The 22,128-nt window shown below is 49.7% G+C and carries 22 protein-coding genes; 14 read left to right on the top strand and 8 right to left on the bottom strand.

What is annotated here, in order from left to right; translation table 11 throughout:
- Nucleotides 1-84 precede the first annotated feature (84 nt).
- From B7982_RS05150 to B7982_RS05165, 4 genes are read left to right on the top strand one after another with little or no spacing between them, the layout of a single operon-like run.
- On the top strand, nucleotides 85-2,625 hold the full coding sequence (locus B7982_RS05150; RefSeq protein ID WP_088659825.1) for an NPCBM/NEW2 domain-containing protein: 2,541 nt from the start codon (nucleotides 85-87) through the stop codon (nucleotides 2,623-2,625).
- Nucleotides 2,622-3,863: a glycosyltransferase gene (locus B7982_RS05155; protein ID WP_088659826.1), complete on the top strand. Its 1,242-nt coding sequence runs from the start codon at nucleotides 2,622-2,624 to the stop codon at nucleotides 3,861-3,863. Before B7982_RS05150 ends, B7982_RS05155 begins: the two co-directional genes overlap by 4 nt.
- Nucleotides 3,860-4,546, top strand: coding sequence for a hypothetical protein (locus B7982_RS05160; RefSeq protein ID WP_088659827.1), 687 nt, complete (start codon nucleotides 3,860-3,862; stop codon nucleotides 4,544-4,546). Before B7982_RS05155 ends, B7982_RS05160 begins: the two co-directional genes overlap by 4 nt.
- A 38-nt stretch (nucleotides 4,547-4,584) precedes the next feature.
- On the top strand, nucleotides 4,585-5,394 hold the full coding sequence (locus B7982_RS05165; RefSeq protein ID WP_088659828.1) for a tyrosine-protein phosphatase: 810 nt from the start codon (nucleotides 4,585-4,587) through the stop codon (nucleotides 5,392-5,394).
- A gap of 249 nt (nucleotides 5,395-5,643) precedes the next feature.
- Here the strand turns inward: B7982_RS05165 and B7982_RS05170 are convergent, their stop codons facing one another.
- Nucleotides 5,644-6,528 carry a phosphoribosylaminoimidazolesuccinocarboxamide synthase gene (locus tag B7982_RS05170; RefSeq protein WP_012820053.1) on the bottom strand — a complete coding sequence of 295 codons (885 nt, stop codon included), beginning with the start codon at nucleotides 6,526-6,528 and terminating at the stop codon, nucleotides 5,644-5,646.
- Nucleotides 6,529-6,755: 227 nt separating this feature from the next.
- Here B7982_RS05170 and B7982_RS05175 point away from each other — a divergent pair, with 227 nt between their 5' ends.
- On the top strand, nucleotides 6,756-7,775 hold the full coding sequence (locus B7982_RS05175; RefSeq protein ID WP_088659829.1) for a hypothetical protein: 1,020 nt from the start codon (nucleotides 6,756-6,758) through the stop codon (nucleotides 7,773-7,775).
- 62 nt (nucleotides 7,776-7,837) lie between these two features.
- On the opposite strand, the gene B7982_RS05180 is transcribed toward B7982_RS05175, so the two are convergent.
- Nucleotides 7,838-8,449 carry an FISUMP domain-containing protein gene (locus B7982_RS05180; RefSeq protein WP_012820051.1) on the bottom strand — a complete coding sequence of 204 codons (612 nt, stop codon included), beginning with the start codon at nucleotides 8,447-8,449 and terminating at the stop codon, nucleotides 7,838-7,840.
- 61 nt (nucleotides 8,450-8,510) lie between these two features.
- Between B7982_RS05180 and B7982_RS05185 the strand changes: the two genes are divergently transcribed.
- Entirely contained in the window at nucleotides 8,511-9,842 is a 1,332-nt protein-coding gene (locus tag B7982_RS05185; protein WP_233138379.1) for a GntR family transcriptional regulator, read from the top strand.
- Nucleotides 9,843-9,905: 63 nt separating this feature from the next.
- Here the strand turns inward: B7982_RS05185 and B7982_RS05190 are convergent, their stop codons facing one another.
- Nucleotides 9,906-11,024 carry a glycosyl hydrolase family 8 gene (locus B7982_RS05190; protein ID WP_233138380.1) on the bottom strand — a complete coding sequence of 373 codons (1,119 nt, stop codon included), beginning with the start codon at nucleotides 11,022-11,024 and terminating at the stop codon, nucleotides 9,906-9,908.
- Nucleotides 11,025-11,090: 66 nt separating this feature from the next.
- Here B7982_RS05190 and B7982_RS05195 point away from each other — a divergent pair, with 66 nt between their 5' ends.
- Nucleotides 11,091-11,480 carry a DNA-binding protein gene (locus B7982_RS05195; RefSeq protein ID WP_088659831.1) on the top strand — a complete coding sequence of 130 codons (390 nt, stop codon included), beginning with the start codon at nucleotides 11,091-11,093 and terminating at the stop codon, nucleotides 11,478-11,480.
- 62 nt (nucleotides 11,481-11,542) lie between these two features.
- Here the strand turns inward: B7982_RS05195 and rpsD are convergent, their stop codons facing one another.
- Together rpsD and B7982_RS05205 are read right to left on the bottom strand one after the other, a co-directional pair.
- A complete protein-coding gene (gene rpsD, locus B7982_RS05200) occupies nucleotides 11,543-12,148 on the bottom strand; it encodes a 30S ribosomal protein S4 (RefSeq protein WP_012820048.1) in 606 nt (201 codons plus the stop codon).
- A gap of 97 nt (nucleotides 12,149-12,245) precedes the next feature.
- Entirely contained in the window at nucleotides 12,246-12,989 is a 744-nt protein-coding gene (locus B7982_RS05205) for an endonuclease (RefSeq protein WP_088659832.1), read from the bottom strand.
- A 178-nt stretch (nucleotides 12,990-13,167) separates the two neighbouring features.
- Between B7982_RS05205 and B7982_RS05210 the strand changes: the two genes are divergently transcribed.
- A complete protein-coding gene (locus B7982_RS05210; protein ID WP_088659833.1) occupies nucleotides 13,168-14,457 on the top strand; it encodes a folylpolyglutamate synthase/dihydrofolate synthase family protein in 1,290 nt (429 codons plus the stop codon).
- 88 nt (nucleotides 14,458-14,545) lie between these two features.
- Here B7982_RS05210 and B7982_RS05215 read toward each other — a convergent pair whose 3' ends face one another.
- The gene (locus B7982_RS05215; protein ID WP_012820045.1) at nucleotides 14,546-15,085 is read right to left on the bottom strand and encodes an LPP20 family lipoprotein; all 540 of its coding nucleotides are present in this window, start codon (nucleotides 15,083-15,085) and stop codon (nucleotides 14,546-14,548) included.
- 195 nt (nucleotides 15,086-15,280) lie between these two features.
- On the opposite strand from B7982_RS05215, the gene B7982_RS05220 reads away from it, so the two are divergent.
- From B7982_RS05220 to B7982_RS05245, 6 genes are read left to right on the top strand one after another with little or no spacing between them, the layout of a single operon-like run.
- A complete protein-coding gene (locus B7982_RS05220) occupies nucleotides 15,281-15,982 on the top strand; it encodes a MotA/TolQ/ExbB proton channel family protein (protein WP_144065916.1) in 702 nt (233 codons plus the stop codon).
- Nucleotides 15,979-16,395 carry a biopolymer transporter ExbD gene (locus B7982_RS05225; protein ID WP_072828243.1) on the top strand — a complete coding sequence of 139 codons (417 nt, stop codon included), beginning with the start codon at nucleotides 15,979-15,981 and terminating at the stop codon, nucleotides 16,393-16,395. Before B7982_RS05220 ends, B7982_RS05225 begins: the two co-directional genes overlap by 4 nt.
- On the top strand, nucleotides 16,382-17,260 hold the full coding sequence (locus B7982_RS05230; RefSeq protein ID WP_088659834.1) for an energy transducer TonB: 879 nt from the start codon (nucleotides 16,382-16,384) through the stop codon (nucleotides 17,258-17,260). Before B7982_RS05225 ends, B7982_RS05230 begins: the two co-directional genes overlap by 14 nt.
- A 9-nt stretch (nucleotides 17,261-17,269) precedes the next feature.
- Entirely contained in the window at nucleotides 17,270-18,544 is a 1,275-nt protein-coding gene (locus tag B7982_RS05235) for a PD40 domain-containing protein (RefSeq protein ID WP_088659835.1), read from the top strand.
- A gap of 11 nt (nucleotides 18,545-18,555) precedes the next feature.
- Entirely contained in the window at nucleotides 18,556-19,134 is a 579-nt protein-coding gene (locus B7982_RS05240; protein WP_012820040.1) for an OmpA family protein, read from the top strand.
- 18 nt (nucleotides 19,135-19,152) lie between these two features.
- Nucleotides 19,153-20,013, top strand: coding sequence for a tol-pal system YbgF family protein (locus tag B7982_RS05245; protein WP_233138381.1), 861 nt, complete (start codon nucleotides 19,153-19,155; stop codon nucleotides 20,011-20,013).
- A 66-nt stretch (nucleotides 20,014-20,079) separates the two neighbouring features.
- Here the strand turns inward: B7982_RS05245 and murA are convergent, their stop codons facing one another.
- Nucleotides 20,080-21,357, bottom strand: coding sequence for a UDP-N-acetylglucosamine 1-carboxyvinyltransferase (gene murA / locus B7982_RS05250; protein ID WP_088659837.1), 1,278 nt, complete (start codon nucleotides 21,355-21,357; stop codon nucleotides 20,080-20,082).
- Nucleotides 21,358-21,362: 5 nt separating this feature from the next.
- The gene (locus B7982_RS05255; RefSeq protein WP_088659838.1) at nucleotides 21,363-22,127 is read right to left on the bottom strand and encodes an RDD family protein; all 765 of its coding nucleotides are present in this window, start codon (nucleotides 22,125-22,127) and stop codon (nucleotides 21,363-21,365) included.
- Nucleotide 22,128: the final 1 nt, after the last annotated feature.

The following is a 22,128-nucleotide window of genomic DNA, read 5'->3' on the forward strand; positions in this document are numbered from 1 at the left end:
TATAGGCTTCTCGTAGGGTGTTTTGGTCTAAAATTCTCCTTGTCGTGCTCGGTCTTTGCGTATAAAAGTTATATTTAACGCACTATGAAAAAAGAAACGTTAGGAAGGGACGGTGTAAAGTCTAAGTCTTTGCGTCAGTCCTTTATGGAATGGAAGAATTCCCTTCATTGGGATAAACCTCAGAATATCATGTTGGCGGTTACGATGTTCGTGCTCGTGGCTGCTTTCCTTATCTTTAACAATTTATCCGTGCCGTATGCGCGCCATTGGGATATCCAATGGGGGTATTACTCGATTCTTGCCACGTTCCTGTTGCTCGTGGCGGGTGTTGTTGTCAATGCTCCGTTTGTGGCAAAATATGTGCGCGGGTTCTTGCCGAGTGGCAAGAGCTTTTGTGGGCTAGCCCTTTTACTCATCGTGTTCTCGGTGTTCATTTTCGGGAACATCGGCAATACGCACCGCGTCTTGAGTGACGAGACGAGCTGGGAATCGATGGGCCTCCAGATGTATTTCCAGCACACGGGCGGTGTCTGTAACGAAGGCGTCTGGACAGATGGCGTTCTCGATTGCAAGACCGAAGTGAACAACTTCAAGGGCAAGGCGCTTGGCTTTGTCTATTCGCTTGTGTTCAACTTTATGGAACCGAATCGCGATTCTGCGCTGATGGTGAACTATCCGTTCTACATCTTGAGCTTGATTGCGTTCTTCCTTGCGCTTAGCAAGTGGTTCAAGAGCGATAAGCTTGCGCTTGCGGCGACGGCGTTCTTGGGCGGCATGCCGATATACTTGTTGCAGTCGCGCTCCGCATCGACCGAAGTCCTCTACATCCTCTTGCTTGCAGTGCTTATGGCGTGGTACGCGTTTGTGCCGACGAACAAGGTCACGTGGAAGCATTTCCTCTTGACGGTTCCGCTGCTTGGATTCTTTGCGCAGACCCGCCAGGAAACTGTATTTGCATTTATCCCGTTTGCGCTTTACTATTACCGTTACTTCCTCGAAAAACCGTATCGTTTGCCTGCTTTTGTGGCGTCGGTGATTGCAGTGAGCTGGCCTTCGATCAACACGATGGCGGCATATCGCGGGTATGATTTCCAGGGTGGTACGCATGCGGCGCACTCGTTTGAAAACTTGTGGTACAACCTCAAGACGAATATCGAAGTCATGATGAACCTCAAGCCGGATTCTGCTTTTGGCGGTATCATGGAAAATCCGTTCTACACGACGTTTACCGTGATTTTGCTTTTGGCAACGGTTTGGCTCCTGTTCCGCATGATTTACTCTCGCCGTTACGTGCGCGGATTTATCTTGGGCATCACGTTCTGCGTGCAGATTTTTGTGATTCTCCTGAACGTGTCTGGAACGTTTACGATTGATATCAACCAGCGCTATGTGCTTGTGGCGCTCCCGCTGTTTGCGCTCTTGATGGCGCTCGGCCTTTACGATGCGCTCGTGTTTACGACGAAGATGAAGAGCGATGCTGCCGCAAAGATTGTGGCGGGGTTTGCTTGCCTTTTGTCTATCGGGCTTATGCTTTACCATGCTCCGAGCTACAAGGCGAACATGCTCTATTACAAGAACAAGCTCTTGGCCGAAGAAGACTTCTTGAATACGGAACTGGCAAAGTATCCGAAGAACTCCGTGTTCATTTACGCTAGACCGTGGCAGATGCTGGCATCGGGCCATACTTCGTTTAGCGAAAGCTCCTTTAAGAGCTGGAGCACCGAAAAGTTTGCTGAATGGATGCAAAAGTCTGGAGGCAATATTTATCTTGTGCGCGGTCAGGATGGCTACGGCAAGGTGAATCGCAATAGCCGCGTGGTGGGCTTCAAGACGACCGACCAGATTGACGATATCTTGGGCGCATACAAGAACGAGCGCGTGCTGATGGAAGCCCGTCTGTTCGGTTATGGCCTAGCTATTTACAAGATTATCTCGAAGAAGGGCGTGTCGCATTATGCGCAGAACTTCATGGTGAGCGAAGAAACGAATGGCATGATTGTCGTGAACAAGCGCTTCCCGGAATCGATTGCTTGCGATTACAAGGTGAACGACAAGGACCAGGGCGAAATGCTCGTGTCGCAAAGCGCTGACACGCTGCAACTCGATTCTGCCAAGATTCGTGCGGGCTTGAACCGCGTTGTGCTGAGCTGCTACATGCCGGACGAAGATACGCTTGTGACGTACCGCGATTTCTTTGTCGAGGGCGAGAATGTGGCGCTCCTTTCGAAGCTCAAGATGGGCAAGTACTTCCAGGAATGGGGTGAGCCGCAGATGAACGAGACTGTCGATCACCACAAGATTACGATTGACGGTGAACCGTTCCGCTATGGTATTGGTAGCCATGCAAACTCGGCGATTGAGTTCCCGCTTGCACGCAGCTATGATTGGTTGAACGTGGTCATTGGTCTTGATGACGAAAGTGCTTGTGGCGATGGAGCCTACTTTGCTGTTGAAGCAGATGGTCGCGAAATCTACCATTCCAAGAAACTTTATACGACAGACAAGGAGCGCTTGAAACTTGATATCAAGGGTGCCAAGTCGATTAACTTGCGCGTGTTGATGGGCAACGACAAGGACTGCGACCACGGCGACTGGGCTCATGCCTGGCTTGAGGCTGAAAAATGAAAGTCCTTGTAGCTCCGCTAGATTGGGGACTTGGGCATGCGACTCGTTGCGTGCCTGTTGTTCGCGAATTCTTGCGGGCGGGTGCCGAGGTGGAACTGGCGGTAGTCAAGGCGAACGCCAATTTTTTCCGTGAAGTCTTCCCGGAATTGCGGCAGCGCTTGGCTCCGAGCTACAACATTGTCTACCCGAAGCACGGTTACAATATGGCGCTTTGGCTGCTCAAGAACAGCATGCACCTGAATGCCGTGATGCGTTACGAACACCACTTTGCCGAAGAAATGGTGGAACGCCACGGCTACGATGTGCTGTTCTCGGACAACCGATTCGCATTTTATTCTAAGAACGCGCTTAGCATTTATATGACGCACCAACGCAGGATTGCGTTCCCGCGGGCTTTTGCTGCGTTTGAACGCATTGGCGTGATGTGGCATGCGAACATCATGCGCAAGTTCGATGAAGTCTGGGTGCCGGATTTGGAAATTTATCCGGGCTATGCGGGCTCGCTTTCGCATTCGGGCGCGACGCCAGGCGATAAGCCGATGCGTTTCGTCGGGACGCTTTCGAGATTCTCGGAGATGGGGAATGATGGAAACGCGCTTGGGAATGCGCCGGCGCCGGTCGACCTCGAACGAGAGGTGGACTTGATGAGCGTGTCGGAGTTTATGGCGCACTCGGCGAATGTAGAATGGGACGCTGCTCCTGAAAAGCGTACTTCTGGAAACCACTCTTTTGAAATGCGCGCAAACTACAAGGTCGTGGCGGTTGTTTCGGGTGTGGAGCCTGCACGTACGCAGTTCGAACAGCAGTTGCGAGATGCTTTGGCTCAGATCCCTGGCCAACACATGATGATTCTCGGGAAGCCTTCGGCGGAGCAAAAAACGTGGACTGAAGGAAATATCGAGTTCCACACGCATTTGGCGACGAACGATTTTGCAGAAGCTGTGAAAAGAGCCGATTTTGTGGTGAGCCGAGGCGGTTACAGCACGGTGATGGACATGGCGGAACTTGGCGCAAAATGTATCTTTGTACCGACGCCAGGACAGTTTGAACAGATTGTCCTCGCTCACGATTTGTCGAAGGCGGGCTATGCCGTTGAAATTCCAGCAGATGAACTCTCTGCTGAAACGCTTGCAATCGCTTTCGAAAAGTCCGTGAAAATGCCGAAGGTCGAAAAGCAAAACCTGCTTCACGATGCGGTTGAAAATGTTGTTCGAAGATTTAAAGAGAGGTCGATATGAACCAGTTCGTTTTAGCTTTCCCGATTCCCGTTGCTGTCGATGAACCGTTTGCCATTACTGAAACGGTTCAGGTGAATGCTGATACCAAGACCTTGATGATTCCTGGTTGCAGCGTGCAGTTCAATGTTGTGCGTCAGGGCGCATCAGCTGACCTCTTGGAAATTTTTAAGGAACGCGATGAAATTTCTGCAGACGAAGAAAAGGCTATTGTTGATCACAAGTCTCTCTTGTTCTTGCTCGGAAACGTCAAGACGATGGACGATGTTGAAATGGTGAATTCCGCCATTTTGAAGGTCCTCAACGCGAAGGCCGCGGGCGTTTATATGCAACAGTCTGGCACGGCCTGGACCGCGAAGGCTTTTGAAGAACAGTTTGGCGATTGCGATTATCCGATGGACCCGTGGATTAACATCCTTGATTCGGGTGACTCGCTTTATACGCTTGGCCTGGCTGTGTTTACGTTGCCGGACTTGTGCATCTCGAACACGATTGAAGACCCGGAAGAGGCTCTCTTGATGGCGGCTGATAGCTTGTTTGGCGATGGTATCCCGGCTAAGTCTGGAAGCGTCATTGACTGGGGCGAGGGCGAAAAATACGTGCTCCGTCAAGAAACGAAGACGCTCTTCTCCAAGGATGCCCCTGAATTCAACAAACAGGGTGTTCTGAGAATCGTAAAGAAATAACGCGCTCGCGGGCGACGAAGTCAATAGAAGGGGAGCTTATGGCTAATGTTTTAAAGTTTGAATCGATTGATAACGCGCGACAGCTCGGCGGGATTCCGGCGGGCGGTTCCCATGTCAAGCATAATTTGCTTTTTCGCAGTAGCAATTTGTCCAAAGCGACGGAACATGATTTGCACCGCCTGCGTGATGATTTTGGCGTTCATCTGGTGATTGATTTGCGTTCCGACTTTGAATACATGCAAAAGCCGGATAAGCTCCTTGATGGAATGGATTCCGCTTTGATTCCTGTTTTGGATGATTCCATGCATGGCGATGCTTTCAACAAGGATCAGGTGGTGCCTGCAACGGGCGTGGACTTTATGGAATTCCTTTTTGGCATTGCCCGCCATCCGATTGCAAATACGTTAAAGGACAAACTCTATAATTACTTTGTGGATAGCGATTATGCGAGCTCGCAGTATGCGAAAGTCTTTGAAACGGTTCGTGCGCAAAAGGGTGCGCCGGTTTTGTGGCATTGCACTTCGGGCAAGGACCGCTGTGGTTTTTGCTCAGCCTTGATGCTTGCCGCTCTCGGTGCTGATGATAACGCTATTTTAGATGATTATGCGGAATCCGAAAACTCGTACCGCAAGCCGCTAGAGGCGATGACTGCTAAAGGTCGTGAATCGGGAATGACGGACGAACAGCTCGACATTCTTCATTTTTTGGTGAGCGTCAAGCGCGAGTATCTTGAAATCCCGCTCAATCGCATTAATGCGGAATACGGTTCGCTACTGAACTTCGTCACGCAGCGCATGCACGTGCCTACAGCGACCATCGATGCGCTTCGGGAATACTACCTAGAATAATTAAAAAAAACGCAGGCCCGAAGGTCTGCGCATTTTTATTATCACATTCTTGTTTATGCGATAGAGTCGAGCGGTCTCCGTGAGCAACAAACGCCTCGTATTGCGATTTCATCGCATAAACCGGCGCCTCAACAATAGAAACAAGCAAGCTTGTTTCTGCTGTATTCGGCTTGGATTTATTTAACGAGGCGTGGTTGCGAGAGCGAGGCGAAGACGGAGTCCCCGCCTTGCAAAGAGCCGAGCGGTCTCTTACAATTCCGGCTGCTTGCCGGTGAGGCGCACGAAGATTTCTTCGTACTTGGCGAGCGTGTTCTTCACGACTTCAGGCGGAATTTCCGGACCCGGGTAGGTCTTGCCCCAGTCGAGAGTTTCGAGCCAGTCACGGACGTACTGCTTGTCGAAGCTTTCCTGGTTCTTGCCAACCTGGTACTTGTCTGCCGGCCAGTAACGGCTGGAGTCTGGAGTGAGCACTTCGTCGATGAGGATGGTTTCGCCATCGATTTCACCGAATTCGAACTTGGTGTCAGCGAGGATGATGCCCTTGGAGGCGGCGTAGTCGCGAGCCTTCGTGTAGATGTCGAGGGACATATCGCGGAGAGTCGTTGCAACCTTTTCGCCAACGATATCGAAAGTCTGTTCGAAGCTGATGTTTTCGTCGTGGCCTACATCCGGCTTGGTGCTCGGCGTGTAGAGCGGCTTTTCGAGTTTTTGGCAGAGCTGGAGACCTTCCGGGAGAACGTGACCGCAGATCTTACCGGTCTTCTGATAGTCCTTCCAGCCGGAACCGACGATGTATCCGCGCACGATGCATTCCACGGAATGGCGGTTAGCCTTTTTCACGATCATGGAACGGCCGCGGAGGTAATCGGCGTGCTTCTTGAGCACTGCCGGATATTCATTCACGTCGGCGGTGATGAGGTGGTTCTTCATGCCAAGGTGCTTGAACCAGAAAAGAGAAAGCTGGTTCAGGATCTTGCCCTTGCCCGGAATCGGGGTCGGGAGAACCACGTCAAATGCGGAAAGACGGTCGCTAGCGACCATCAGGAAGCTGTCGCCGAGGTCGTACATGTCACGTACTTTACCCTGGTGGAACAGCGGAACTTCGGTAATGGGGGTTTCGAATTTTAAGCTCATAGTACCTCAAATTTAGCAATTTAGTGGCGGGTGGCTAGGGGGTGGAACCGTGTTTCGCTATATCAAACGCTTTGTTGCATATAGAAAATTATTTTGTGGAATTTTTTATAAAAACGTTTAAAATATTAAAAATTTAAATATTTTGTTGCGTGAAATGTTGACTTTGCAAAACAGAATGGTTATATTGTGAATGAGAAAACTTGGTGGTTTCCTAAAAGGAGAAGATTATGAAAAAGCTTTCGTTTGTTGCTTGCTCTGCGTATGTCGCACTGATGTTTGTTGCCTGTAGTGATGATCCGGTGACGGCTGCCGTTCCGCCTGCTGGGGGTGGCGCTGGTCAAGGGGTTGGAGTCGCGTTGGATTCCACACGCAATATATCTGTCGTGTTTAAGGGTTGTTTCGACTATTCATATAATGATGCCCTGAAGAAAACGGCTGCGGAAAATCCCAAAGCCTATTTGGTTACCGACGATGCGGGATATCATGTGGTTATTCCGGACATGGGAGGAGCTTGCGGTTACGAAAACATTGTATTCAATAACCAACGTGTACTTGATACGCTAAAAATCAATTTTGAAGGGGATCCTGCAGAATGTAATTGTATTAATGATGTATGGTTCAATATCGATCCATTGGATGCCGATATCAAGTATTTGGTATATCTGAATACTGTTTATGAAATCGTGGCGGAACCGCTTCTGGAAAGGAGTTCTTCAAGTGAACTTTTGATGCAGTCTTCTTCCTCGGATGTGGCCGAATCTTCGTCTTCTGTTGTTTCGTCTTCGTCTGAGGAGGACCCGTCTCGCGTAATTGTTACGGATGCTAATGTGCAATGCGAGGACCGTCGTACGTTTGACCCGATGCTTGATGGCAATTCAGTAGAATCGTTTACACGCGAAAAAAGCGATGCGGCGCTCCCGCCGGTCGCTTATCGCTATGTGTCAACGGAAAATGTTGGCTTTACGATTAAAAATGTGACGGCAACTTGTGGTTCCACAATTGAAAGCCTGAATGTAGTGGCTTTGGACGGTACGCTCAAGGTCAATGTAGAATATGGTTCTGCCTATGATTTGAATCAAAATTGCATTTGTCATTCGCAAATCACGTTCAGCGTAAAAATAGATCCTGTTTATTCTACCGCAGAATATCTTGTTCTGAATGACCATGGCTCCAATTTCAACAATAAAATGGAAATTGTCGATTTAGATGTTATTCGTACTGATGATATTCCTAACAATGATTTTTAATCAATGATAGCAACGTAAAAAAAGCCTCCCTTCGGGGAGGCTTCCTTTAATTTATTTTGATTTTACTTTTGGATGCACCTGACAGAGAATGCGTTGTTCTCTTCGATGGCGCGTTCCGCATAACGTTCGTTGTAACCGCCAATGGTCACGAAGTTTGCGATGTAGGTCGTTTCTTCGGTGGCTGTCCAGAAGAATGCTGATTTGTCCATGTCTTCGTAAGCGAAATGTGTGTCGCTTTTGCCATCCGCGTTGAATGATGCTTTGGTTTCTTCGCAGTAAGGACTCCACATGTCGTTGTTGCCAAAGCAAATTCTCTGGCCGGCCTGCTTGACTCTAAAGCCGTTCTTCTTGCTGGACCCGAGATACTTGCTCAAGAAATTCCAGTCTTTGCGGTCGGGAAGTTTCCAGCCGGTGGGGCAGGCCTTCATGGCTGCTTTCCACGTGTAGAGGCGACCGTACTTGTGGCAGTTTTCCTTGTCGTCGTTGTAGCAGTAGCTGCCTTTTGTCGTCTTGTAGGTGAGGTTTTCGGCGAGCCAGTTGTGGTTGCCGATTTTCACAATCTTGTAGGTGTGGCCGTCACGCGGGTCCTTGAACTTTTTCGCGGAGGCCTTTTTGGAGGGGGCTGCTGCGGCGATGCAGGCGGCCAAAAGCATAAATACTAAACCAATTCTCATGGACAGAAATTTACAAATTTTCCGTTTGAGAAATTTTGTTATTTTGTGAAATGAAGAGGATTTGAAGTTGCTAATTGAAGATGTAAAAAAATCGATAATCGATGCCGGTTTTCACGATGGCGAAAAGATGCCTTCTGTGCGTAAAATGGCGGAAAGGCTGAAACTTTCTGTCAATACTATTCACAAGGCGTATAAGCTTTTGGCAATCGAAGGACGTATCCAGCTTGTTCATGGCAAGGGATGTTTTTGGGGGACCGCTCCATCGTTCGAGGTGAAGGCCGAGGAGAGTGTCTATTCTGTTGTGGAGCGCCTGTTCCAGAACGATTTGGACAGCGGGTATCTGAATGCCTTTGATGAACTCCCTTCGTGCAAGGAACTTTCGAATCGTTACAATGTTTCGCTTTACATTGTCAAAAAGTTCCTGATGCAAAAGTGTTCGCAAGGAATTTTGCGCCATGTGGGGCATCGCTTTTTCTTTAGCGAAGAACGTCCTGTTGAAAAGTCGAATTTTATTTTATTTGTCCACCGCTCGGATGAATTCGGCCGCTTGAAGATTGAGTCCGAACGCGAATCCGATGTGTTCCGCACGTTTGCGCAGATTGCGGCAGAACAGAAAATTGCGGTGAAGTTTATCGGGTATCACGAAGCTTCGAACCTGTTCTATTTGTCATCGGGTGAAACGTTTGTTGTAAAGAACGATACTCACTGCTTGGGCGTGTTTCTTTCGACGTGGCTAGTGAATGATGCGGCGAAGTTGTTCGCACATTTTGCTTCGTTCAAAAATCCGATTTCGGTCTGGTGGGAATACGCTCCAGATGTGATTCCTGTGATTGCACGTAATAAAAAGAAGTGGGCGTTCTACAATGTGGCTTTTGGCAAGGAAGCGGGCGTGATTGTCGGTCGTTACCTCAAGAGCAAGGATATGGGGCCGGTTCATTACCTCTCGCCGTACCACGCTAGTTTTTGGTCGAAGGCTCGCTTGCAGGGCTTGTTGGATGCGGGTACGGACGTTATTCCGCTTGTCGATGAACGCTATGCCTCTCCGTTTGACTTGGCAGATGCTGCTGAGCACGAGGGCGTTGAGCGCCAGGTTCTTTTGGACAACATTTTGGAATCGCTTTTGAAAAACGCGACTTTGGATAAATTTGTGTGCTCAAATGACTGGGTGGCGGCTTCGCTGATTGATTACTTCAAGGCGAAAAAGTTACCTGCGCCGTACGTGGTAGGCTTTGACGATACGATTGAAAGTTACCGCTACGTGTTTGATTCGTTTGCATTCAATGTCGGGACGATGGTGAAAGAGGCAATTTACCACATTGTCGCACCGACCATATATGCAGAACAGCGGCGCCAAATGCAGACGCCGCTTGGAAGAGTTGTCGAGAAACACTAATCGCGATTGTTATCCCGGCCGCTTTGTCACTCCGGATTTATTCCGGGGCGGGATCTACTATGCTCAAACATTGAATTTCCCGGAGCAGGCGAGGAGCCCGAGCATATACAGGAGTCCGTCGTAGTAGCGCCAGAGTCCGGTTGGGATTTCCATATTCCAGAGGTCTTCGGCGAACGGCTTGATAAGCGGATCGCCAGCGGGGAGTGCGACAGTCGATGCTGCGTTCATGGCAATCAGGCCGCCCGTAGCAGGCCTTGCCTCGCGCGGGAACGCGCTCCCGTCGACACGCATGTCGGCGAGATACGGGCGACGCCCGTGGAGGTAACCGAGAATTTTGCGGACTGCAGAAACTTCCCATTCGCTCACGTCGGCACGTTTGCCCTTGTCTTGCAATTTCGCAGCGTCAAGACCGATGTTCCACACGACGCGCCAAGCGTCTCCGCAGAAGCAATCGCTTTCCGGGTGCCAAGGCGTTTTCTTCGGTGTGCCGTCAAATTCGCTGTAGTCGGCGGCAAGTCCCGTGACCGGGTGGCAAGCCTTTTTCAAGTAGGCAACGCTGTTGTCTGCAATCTTGTTCCAAATTGCATCATCGCTGGCTTCTCCGTACATTCTGTAGAATGCGACCGTGTTGTAGCTCGGGTCGGTGTAATCGTTCCCTTTCATGGGGGAGAATCGTACGAGGCCTGCGTTCACGTCCATCATCGTGTACACATCGCCAGCTTGCGGCTTGTGTGCCATGTCGTTGATGAGCTCGACGGCGTCGCGCTTGTATTGTTCGTTTTTGAAAATCTTGGCGGCGTATAAGAGCGCTGCGGCAAAGTATTCTTCGCCATCCGGAGCGGCACCTGGGTCCATCATCGAAAAGTCAGCGGTCGAGACTTGCCAGGAGTAATAACCGGCAAGGTCGCCTTCGGTGTTTTTCATGTGCGTCTTGGCGAATTTCCAAAGTTTGTCGAAAAGGTCCTGCTTGCCGAGGAGTGCGGCAACCGTCATGCCGTAGCTCATGCCTTCGGAGCGGATGTCGTTGTGGCCGATATCCACGATGTACGCCATGTCGTTGCCTTTGTCAAAGCAAATGCGTTCGTTTTCGTGGTCGCCCTCAAAGAGCTGGGCGAATGCCTTGTTGAGTTTTGCCTCGATTTCGGCGGGAGTCTTACCAATTTCTTCAAAAATGTTTCTCATGGCATCTAAAATAGAAATGTATTGGGCTCCCGTCCTGTTTTGTAGATGAAATAATTTAAAAGTGTTGTGAGTGTTTCTTGTGGAGTTATAAAAAAGGTGGTAAAAAAATTTGACCACCTTGGAAAGTTGAAATTTAGCCCTGTTAATCCAACTGCATTTACAGAACGCGGTTTATATATGCTAGCTACGATATTAAGGGGAAAAATAGCTATCCAGACAACGATAAATATTATAGATACATTTGTTGAAATTAGAGAATTATCGCGTGCTGTAGCTAGTATTCCTCATGTCGTAGATGAATCGGAACGAAAGTCTTTGTTGAAGCGTAGTGGAGAAATAATTTCAAATGTTCTTACGAATGATTTGGAAGAATCCGAAACAGAAACGGAAATAGAATTGAATTTGGCTATGCTTAAGATAAAACATAAAGTTAAAAAGGAACGTCAGCGAAAATAAAAACGCCCGCATTACTGCGAGCGTCTTTAAAAGCTTGAGTCTTCTTGGCTCTAAGCGGTTTACTACCTGGAGTAGTATTCCACGACGAGCTGTTCTTCGAGCTTGACCGGGATCTGGTCGCGGAGCGGAAGCTTCACGAGAGTACCCTGCATCTTGCCGAGATCGACAGACAAGTATTCCGGAGCGGCAGCTGCAGAAGCGATTGCTTCCTTGATCTGCACGTGTTCCTTGGACTGTTCACGAACAGCGATCACGTCGCCAGCCTTGATGAGGCGGCTCGGAGAGAAGCTACGAACACCGTTCACAGTGAAGTGACCGTGTGCAACGTACTGACGAGCAGCGAAGATCGTACGGGCAAAACCCATGCGGTAGACAACTGCGTCAAGACGAGTTTCGAGCAAGATCATCAGGTTGTCACCTGCAGAACCTTCACGACGGTTAGCTTCCTTGTATGCCTTGGCAAGCTGAGCTTCGGAAATGTTGTAGGTGAAACGAAGACGCTGCTTTTCGACCAACTGCTGCTTGTAAACGGAAGCAGACTTCTTGCGGGTCTGACCATGCTGGCCAGGTGCGAAGTTGCGGCGGTCGAGAGCCTTTTGAGTCTTCTGAGAAACGGCAACGCCGAGAGAGCGTGCTACTTTACCTTTAGGTCCGCGGAAGGAGGACATATTTACCTCTTTGAGGAAGCTCTTTGGTTACGCTCGCAAGTTGGCAGAGCTTGGCACGACATGCGAGATTTGGACTTCAAATTTAGTCAAATGTTCACTACTTGTCAACAGAATCTTGGCATTTCTCGAAGACGAAGGGGTTGTGGTCGCCTTGGACCTTGAAAATGCGGCGGTCTCGTTCGCATTCGCGCTCGGTGACGGGGTACATCTTGTCCCAGGCTTCGAAAAGCTTGCGGTCCTGTTTGGAAATGTTGATGTTGTAGGTCTTTTCCATGTAGAAATGCACGCGGGCAATCAGGCCTCGGACTTCTTTGCGGGGTTGGACCTTCTTTTCCTTGAAATCGACGATGGTTTCGCACTCGCCGTACATGGGGGCTGGGTTGTTCGTCCACTGGCTGAACATGAAGTTGTTGCGGTCTCCGTTCACTTCGCCGATGGCGGGGTAGAGGTTGTGGAGGTCGCCTTCCATAATTTTGAAAGCGGAGTCGTTGGCACTGCAGTTCTTGCGGCCGCCGTCACGCCAGCAGGGGAGGTGCTTACCCATGTTGTGGGCGGTCACGATGTGTTCCCACTCGATGCGCTTGGTGCGTTCAAGGCTTTTGCGATTCGGGTTTTCGCGCGGCTTGTAGTTGCAGGTGCTAAAGTCCACGTGCTTTTTGTCGAGATAGCGGCAACCGCAGTAGATTGTCTCTTGGAGTTCACCGTAGTAGATGCGCCTCATTTGCTTGCCCGCATCGCGGTAGTTGTAGTGACGGGGGGCGGCCTCGGGATCGACTTTCGCAAACGAAAATGCTGCGAAAACGCAAAGAATCAAAGCGACAGCGCTTGCTGAAACTTTCATATAAACAAAACCTCTTGTTGTGTGTGATAGAAATGTAATCATTTTGGTCATTGGTCAATGGTTTGTAGTTTTTGTAATTAGTCTATGTATGCTAAAATCGCTAATGACTAAAGACTAGTGACTAGTAACTAACGACTAATAACTAATGACGAACCTCTAACTTTCTATATTATTGACCATGATTCAGAACGGATTGGAATATTTGAATTCCCGCCTCATATTCGGGATGATGCCGGGTCTTGCTTCTACCCGTAAACTTTGCGAAGCTCTCGGAAATCCTCAAAAAAAGTTTAAGACGATTCATGTTGTTGGCACGAACGGCAAGGGCTCGACGAGCTATTACTTGTCGGGTGTTTTGCAGGCGCACGGCCTCAAGACGGGGCTTTATACAAGCCCGCACTTGGTGAGTATGCGCGAACGCATCCGCGTGAACGATTTGCCGATTGATGATGAATCGCTAGACCGTTTGATTATGCAGGTCAAGGCGGCAGCCGAAGAAACGCAAGTGGAACCGACGTTCTTTGAAGTTTTGACGATTGTCGCATTCCTCTATTACGCTGAACAGAACATCGATGTGGCGGTCTTGGAAGCGGGTATGGGCGGTCGCTTGGATAGCACTGCCGTTGCCGATGGTGAACTGATTGTACTCACGAGCATTGGACTGGAACACACGGAAGTTCTCGGTAGCACGGAATCGGCAATCCTCAAGGAAAAAATGGGGGTGGCGGGTTCTGCACAAAGTATTCTTTCGAATGGCCGTAGCAAGACTTTTGTTTTGGGAGGCTTGAACGACGATTTGATTGCTGAAGCCAAAGTTTTTGCGGCGTCGCATGGTTGCTCTTGTGTCGTCCCTGAAATCCGTAATGATATTGAACTTCCAAATTTAGGACAACATTATATCGAGAACGCAAGCCTTTCTCTTAAGGCGGCGGAATTGTTCTTGAATAAGTTTGATGACGCTCTTGCGCTCAAGACTCTTACGACTCGCTCCTGGGCGGGCCGTATGCAAAAGCTGATTGATGCAAATGGTGTGACGAAGTTTATTCTAGATGGCGCTCACAATTCCCACGCGGTTCGTCGCCTGGTCGAGACTCTTGACAAGTATTACCCGAATCAGAAGTTCCATTGCGTATTTGGGGCGCTCCGCGACAAGGATGTGGGCGAGATGCTCAAGCTCATGGCTCCGCATGTGAGCGCTTGGCATATCACGCGTACGCCGTATCCGCGATTCCGCGAGCTCATTGATTTGCAGAGCGAGCTTGAAAAGCTTGGACTGAATGTCGCAAGTGCGGGCGAGTTTTCCCGCGAGTATCTCAATGAAGTTTGTGCAAACGTCACGGATGGTTCGCCTGTGCTCATTACGGGGAGCCTCTATATGATTGGGGCGACTGTGCAGGCGCTCAAGGACGATTTTGACGGGCTCGCGTTCTTCCGTGGGATGGAACCTACGACAAACGAACACCGTTAATTGGCGCGTACTAATGGGCGCGTAGCGCGATTAAAAAAAAGACATTGGCTTAGCCAATGTCTTTTTGCTTGAAATTTAAGTAGGATTATTAGTCCATTTCATCAAGTTCAGCGTATGCCTTTTCAGCAGCGGCGCGAATCTTTTCAGCTTCTTCCTTCTTTTCCTGCTGTTCGAGCATCTTGATGTATTCGGAGACGAGGTCAGAATCGAGCGTCATCACGCCGTAGACCTTGAACTTGCCATCAGCAGTGGTTTCGACCTTGACGTCGTTGAGCGTTGCACCGTTGAGGCGCTGGTCCACTGCGGTCTTGGACGTGCTCTGGAAGTGTTCGGCAATTTCATCGCTAACTTCTTCCTTGAAGTTCTTGATAAGAGCCTTGGTCTGAGCGTCGATAGACTTGGCGAGGTCTACGCGAGCGTTCTGATCGGCCTTTTCGTAAGCGAGCTGTTCGTTAGCAGATTCGCCAATACCGATACCTGCCGGAATGTGCTGCTTGAGGTAGTTCTTCTTTTGCATCTGCATTTCGACGAGAAGGCTTGCAGACTTTTCTTGCGGAGTCTGCGGCGGATTGCTGGAGCAACCTGCGAAAAGAGCTGCAAGAGCTAAGCATGCGATGAGTTTTTTCATTTTTTTCTCCTTGGAATTAAAATCCAGATATATTGTTTTGTGATTTTAATATACAAAAAATATCATGCAAAGAAGTAGTTTTGCAGCATTTGTCAAAAAAAGTGTTGTTAAACGCATGGAATGCCACTTTCTATAGTGCTTTTTTGTATTATAATATAGTACGTATAATTTTGTAAAATTTTTTTGGAGGTTGTCTTGAACAATACAGTACCTGTCCTGCAAATGATTACGCAGTCCGATATTGTGACCATGATTATTCTCGGGATTCTCGCTTTTATGTCGCTGGGTTCCTGGGGCATCATCATCGTGAAATTCTTTAAGCATAAATCAAATTTGCGTGCCAATGCCAAGTTCTTTAAGGAATTTTGCAAGCTCAAGCATTTCTCTGAACTCCAAAAACTTTGCACGGTTTCGAACGATAGTGCGCTCCGCCTGTTGAGCGTCGAAGTCTTGAACGAAGTCTCCAAGTTCAAGGGTAAAGTAACTTACGAATCCATTCAGCACCGCTCCTCCCTGCTTGAAGACGCTATCCAGCGTTCAATTGAAGGCATCCGCATGGGTGAGGACCGCTATTTGACTTTCCTTGCCACGAGTTCTAACTTGGCTCCGTTCTTTGGCTTGCTTGGTACGGTTTGGGGCATCATGATTGCGTTCTTCCAGATTGGTCATCATGGCTCTGCGGATTTGACGGTTGTCGCTCCGGGTATTGCCATGGCTCTTATCACTACGGTGGCGGGCCTTTTGGTGGCTATCCCTGCCTCTGCCGGGTACAATTACTTTACCTCGAAGAATGGTTCTAACGAAACATCGTATTACAACTTTGGATCGCAAGTTTTGAGCTTGTTCAAGAGAGGTGACATGCTCGCTGTTGAAGGAGTTGCCGAGGAGGAAGCGTGAAACGCAGCCGCCGTAAGGACTTAAAGCAGGAACTCAACCTCACGAACATGATTGACATCGTGTTCGCCATCTTGATTGTGTTTATTTTGTGCGCACCGTTGATGAGCCAAGGCGTGAAGGTCAACCTCCCGCAGGTCAAGGCTCCGACGATGGAACAGCAGAAACTTTTGAAAGTTTCCATCACCAAGAATCTCGAAATTTTCATCGCCGATATGCAGGTGGACATGGAAAGCTTCGAGAGTATTTTCAAGTCGCTGTGGAACGGCGAAATGGCTGTGGTCATCAATTCGGACGAAGCTGTAAGTTACGGCTTTGTGATGAAGGTCGTGACGCAGGTGCAAAAGCTCGGTGTAACGAAGCTTGGTTTCTTGACAATGACTCCAAAAGATGAACTGGTAAATGAAAAGAAATAGGGACCATATCCAATATTTCGAGACGGAAAACGATGGATCTTTGTTCAAGATCATCGTGTGTGCTATCGTGTTTCATTTGGCGGTTGTCGGGACTTTGATCGCTCTCAACAACATTGATTTGAGCAAGCCTGCCGAAGAAATTCCCGTGTTCGAGATGGTGCAAGTCGATGAACCGATGAAAGCTCCTGCGGCTAAGACCGCTTTGCCGGAGCCTGAACCGCAGCAAGCGCCGAAGGTGGAACCTCCGCCTCCGCAACCGCCCGAGCCTGTGCCTGAAACGACTCCGGAACCGGAACCCGCTCCAGAGCCGACTCCTGTGAAAACGCTAGAGCCGGAAGCTCCGCAAGTTCCCGAAGAGCCCGCTCCCGAAGTGAAGCCGGAAGAAAAGGTCGAAAAACCGAAGCCCGTTGAGAAGCCTGTTGAAAAGCCGGTAGAAAAAGTCGCAAAGAAAACGGTTGAAAAGAAAAAGGTCGAGAAGAAGCCTGCGAAAAAGCCGAAGGACGACGACTTTGATATCGATGACTTGAATTTGCAGAAGTCGTTTGAAATGCCGAGCCTCAAGGCGGTAAATCCGATTGATATGGACCCGCTGATGCAGGTTTTCTTGGAACGCGCAAAGGCGAAAATCATGAGCAATTTCAACCCGCCAAACGGACTAACGATTGATCGTGATGCAAAGACGACGGTGCAGTTTACAGTTGAACGCTCGGGTGCGATAACTAGTGTGTTCCTCAAGCGTTCTTCGTCGAATAGTGCATGGGACCATTTGTCGATGCGAGCGGTGAAGATTTCGAAGTTGCCGGAACTCCCGCCGACGTACAAGGGATCAAGTCTTGTGTTACAGTTTAACTTTACGCCGAATTAGAAAATAACTATGAATAAAATAAAATTGCTTTTTGTGTTTGTTGCGATGGCGCTTGCGGCGCCTGCTTTTGCGGCGATTGATACGATTGCTGTGGATGTGGGTATTTCGGTATTCCAGACGATGCCGATTGGTGTTGTGCCTTTTGAAGAAGAAGGGACTATCAAGTGGGCAAACGAAGCTCCGCACTTGATTTTGACGCGCGATGCCAATCTCTCCGGACGTTTTGAAGCCGTGAATTCGGACAAATTTGACTTGGTGCTTTTTAGCAAGAAGCGCGCTCGCCAGTATGTGACCGGTACAGCGACCAAGCTTTCGAACGGGAAAATCAAGCTCGATTGCTATCTGTATGCCGCTGAAACGAAGGACGTGTTGCTCGGTGAAAGCTATACCGTGAAGCCTTATGACGTGCGTCAGGCGGTGCATTCGTTCTTTGACAAGGTCGTTTATCGCTTGTTCGGGGAACGCGGTGTTGCATCGACAAAGCTTGCTTATGTCTCGAAAATTGATGGCGTGAAGCAGGTCGTGATTTCGGATTACGATGGTTTTTCTCGTCGCCAGATTACGCGCGATTCTTCGATTAATATGATGCCGGTTTGGCAGAAGGGCAACAAGGGCCTTGTGTATGTGAACTTCCGCAAGCAACGTCCGAACCTTTATGCCATCACGTTTGGCGGCAAGGAAACGCCGCTCTTTACGCAGTTCAAGCAGACGTTTAGCCCGGCTGTAAACCCGAAGACCGGAGAACTCCTTTTCTCGGTGACGGAAGGCGCAAAGACGGAACTTTATCGCGGCGATATGAAGACGGGTTCTGCGCAGAAGTTCTTGCACTTGAAATCGAATCAGGTGAGTCCCTCTTGGAGTCCGTTTGCAAGCGAAGTGCTCTTTACGAGTGACCGTGGCGGCTCTCCGCAGGTGTATGCGGTAGGGAAGGACGGCACGGACGTGCGCCGCATTACGTACATGGGCCATTACAATGAACGCGCTAGCTGGTCTCCAGAAGGGGATCGCATTGTCTACACATCGATGGACGATGGCAAGATGAACATTTATACGTGCGCTCTCGATGGTACGGATATTATCCAGCTGACCTCGAACGCAGGGAATAACGAACACCCGACTTGGTCGCCCGATGGCAAGCTGATTGCATTTGCCAGTGACCGCGGTGGTAATTATCAAATTTATATTATGCGTAAAGATGGGAGCGGCGTGACTCGCATTACGAACGGTAGCGAAAATACTTCGCCGACTTGGTCCTGGTTCTTTGACGAGAAAAAAGTTAAATAGAGGAGTGAATTATGGGTAAGGTATTTAAACTTGCTTTGATGGGTACTGCTGTTGCGCTCTTCGCTTGGGGCTGCAGCAAGGAAAAGCCGGAAACGGATCCGCAACCGCAAACGGCACCGGAAGCTCCTGCGGATTCTACGTTGAATCTTGATGCGCTTGTCGCAGATACGCTGGATGCGGATTCCTTGGCTCGCTTGGAAGCGGAACGCCTTGAAGCCGAACGTGCGCGCTTGGAAGAATTGATCAACCGCATCATGCTCGAAGATGTTTACTTTGACTATGACCGCTCCGAATTGACCGAAAATGCAAAGCGTTTGCTTGCTCAAGTGGCAGAAATCCTGGTCAACGAAAATCGCTTTATCGTGACGGTTGAAGGCCATACGGATGCTCGCGGCACTGAAGACTACAACATTTCTTTGGGCGCTCGCCGCTCAACCGTGGTGCGCGAATTCTTGATTGCATATGGCGTAGATGCAAACAGGCTCGTTTCGGTGAGCTATGGCAAGGAACGCCCGAAGGTGCAGGGAACTGACGAAACGGCATATTCCAAGAACCGCAGAGCGCATTTCCGCGTGTCCATTGATCAATAGTTTGGGGAGGACTTGATTGTGAATTTGAAGACTTTATCTCTTGGCGTTGTTTTGGCGTCTTTTGTGCTTTCTGGGTGTAGTAGCATTACGATGCTGCGCACAAAAGAAATGCGTGCGGTTGGCGATGATGTCATTGCCAAAAATGATTCGGCGTACAAGGCTCTTTCGGCTGAAAATGCTGCGCTCCGTGCTGAACTCGATAGCGTGAAGGCTCAGCTTGATGCGTCTGCAGTGGCGCAAAAGCGTTTGCAGGCCGAAGTAACCGTGCTTTCGAATCGCATGAGCGAAGAAACGGTCCGCCGCGATACGCGTCAGGAAGAAATCATTTACCGCTTGGATTTGCTCCTCGGCAAGTCTGACAAGATTTTGGCAAAGAAGGTCGTGGTGAACAATGGCGTGGCTAGCGCTGTGATGGAACCGGACGCCAATGCCGAAAAGATGATTGAAGCGGAAACGATGTTCAATGCCGCTCATTCGGATTATCACCGTGGCGAATACAAGCTTGCGTACAACGGCTTTAAGCAGGTCTATGAGCTTGTGAAAAAGGGCGAAATGGCAGAAGGGGCTCTCTACTGGATGTCGCTTTGCTTGATGGAGGCAAATCAGCCGGCAAAGGCAAAGACGCTCCTCACGAATCTTGTGGATTCAAATCCGCAGGGCATGAAGGCTTGCTCTGGTATGTTCAAGCTTGCGACGATTTACGGCAACGAGTGCAATCTAGACCGTAAAAAACAGTACTTACAGATGATTCTTTCGAATAACACGTGTGCTTCGACTCCGGAACTGGAGCAGGCGGCAATTTCATTGCAGGAAATGCTCGACTTTAAGTCTCCGGATGGGCGCTCGGCAACGGAAATTTGTAGAGAGCAAATGCGATAGTTATTGCAATACGAGAAATAAAAAAGCCGACTTGAAGCCGGCTTTTTGTGTAATTGCTTGGACCTTTTATTCGTCGCGGGCGTCCGGGTTGAAACGCTTGACGGTCGCACCGATCTTAGCCATCTTAGCTTCGAAATCTTCGTAACCGCGGTCAAGGTGGTAAATACGGCTGATGGTCGTTTCGCCTTCGGCAATAAGGCCTGCGAGAACGAGAGCTGCACTGGCGCGGAGGTCAGAACCCATGATGTCAGCACCTTCGAGCGGGAGGCCGCCCTTGATGGTAGCCGTGTTGCCGTTCAGCTGGATGGAGGCTCCCAAGCGTTCGAGTTCGGCGACATGCTTGAAACGGTCGTTGTAAACCGTGTCTTGCACGAGGCTGTTCCCTGGAATGGAGAGGAGCGTTGCCATGAACGGAGCCTGCATATCGGTCGGGAATCCCGGGAACGGGAGCGTCACAAGGCTCATCGGCTTGAGTTCCTGCTGGCGGGCGTCAACTTCGGCCCAGTCGGCACCGACGTTCACCTTGCAGCCGATTTCGCGGAAAGCGTCGAGCGTAGAGGCGATGTGTTCCGGAATGATGCGAGTGACTTTCACGCGGCCGCGCGTGATGGCGGCGGCGCAGAGGAATGTGCCTGCTTCAATGCGGTCCGGGATGGTGACACCTGTACCCGGGCGGAGGGATTCGACGCCCTGGACGGTGAGGGTGCGCGTGCCGCGGCCCTGAATTTTAGCGCCCATGCTGGTGAGGAAGTCTATGAGGTTATCGATTTCGGGTTCGAGGGCGGCGTTCTGCAAGACGCTCACGCCCTTGGCAAGTGTTGCTGCCATCAAGACGTTGACTGTTGCACCGACGCTAGAAATCGGGAAGTTGAAGTTGCCACCGGGGAGGCGGCCTTCGCAAGTGGCTTCGACGTAACCGTGCGTGACGGTAATCTTTGCACCGAGCGCTTCGAGACCTTTGAGGTGGAGGTCCACAGGGCGCGGGCCCCAGGCGCATCCGCCGGGGAGCGAGACTCGGCAACGTCCGAATCTGGCGACGAGAGGGCCGAGCACGTAGAAGCTTGCGCGCATGGTTTTCACGAGTTCATACGGCGCTTCGAGGTGGTCTACACCGCGAGTATCGATTTTTAAAACGTGGCTTCCGCCATTGATGTGGCAACCAATCACGCGGAGCACATCGGACATGGTCTTCATGTCTTTCAAGTGCGGAACGTTTGTGATTTCAGAAACGCCATCGGCGAGGAGCGCTGCGGCCATCACGGCAAGTACGGCGTTCTTTGCGCCAGAAATTTCAACTTCACCATTGACAGGTGCTTTAACTTGCGGAACGATAAACTGATCCATATAAATTAAACCTCTTTCTTTTCTTTTTGCTCGATGGCATTATGAACGACACGAGTCTGTGCGATAAAGTCGTGTAGCGCTCTCTTTTGCGGATCGATAAGGACAATCAGGTAACCCAGACCATAAAAAATGAGTGTCGCTTGCGTGACGATGCTTGCCACAAAGCGGAAAATCGAGAAAGCCCATGAAAGCTTTTCGCCATTTGCCATTTCGACATGAATGCGCATGAGCTTTTTACCCGGCGTGGCGCCCCAAACTGCATGGAATACAATAAAGTAAATTGCCTGTACAACGCTCCAAATCGTAAAGAATGTAGACATTCCGGGGAGTTCGAGTGCTTTGGATACAAGTTCTGTGGAGGTGGGGTTTTCGATGTACTGATTTGCGATTTCGGAGGCGGCACTTAAGTCCAGCATGCCTGCCAAGCTTATAATGTAAAGGAAAATCGCACCGACCACAGAAAGAATTAAGTTGTCTATAATAAAGGCGTTCGCGCGTACAAAAAATCCTGCAAATCGCTTGCGCTGCATTCTGCCTTGCAATAACGTTTCAATCGTCTGCTTGAGAAGCTCTTCTTCGGTCGGCTCCGGGGGCTCACTTGCTTCAGGGAAATCTTTCCATGCTTTCCAATTCGTTTCGCCTGAGTGCCAGACTAAAGTTTCGTCTTTTATCTTGCCTTCGTTGACAAAATCTCTAATTTCATCGATAGAATAAGGACCTTGACGCCTATCCCCGTCGGTGATTGATGTATCGATATAAAACCATTTCATG

The sequence above is a fragment of the Fibrobacter sp. UWB2 genome, assembly GCF_002210425.1.
Taxonomy (GTDB): Bacteria; Fibrobacterota; Fibrobacteria; order Fibrobacterales; family Fibrobacteraceae; genus Fibrobacter; species Fibrobacter elongatus.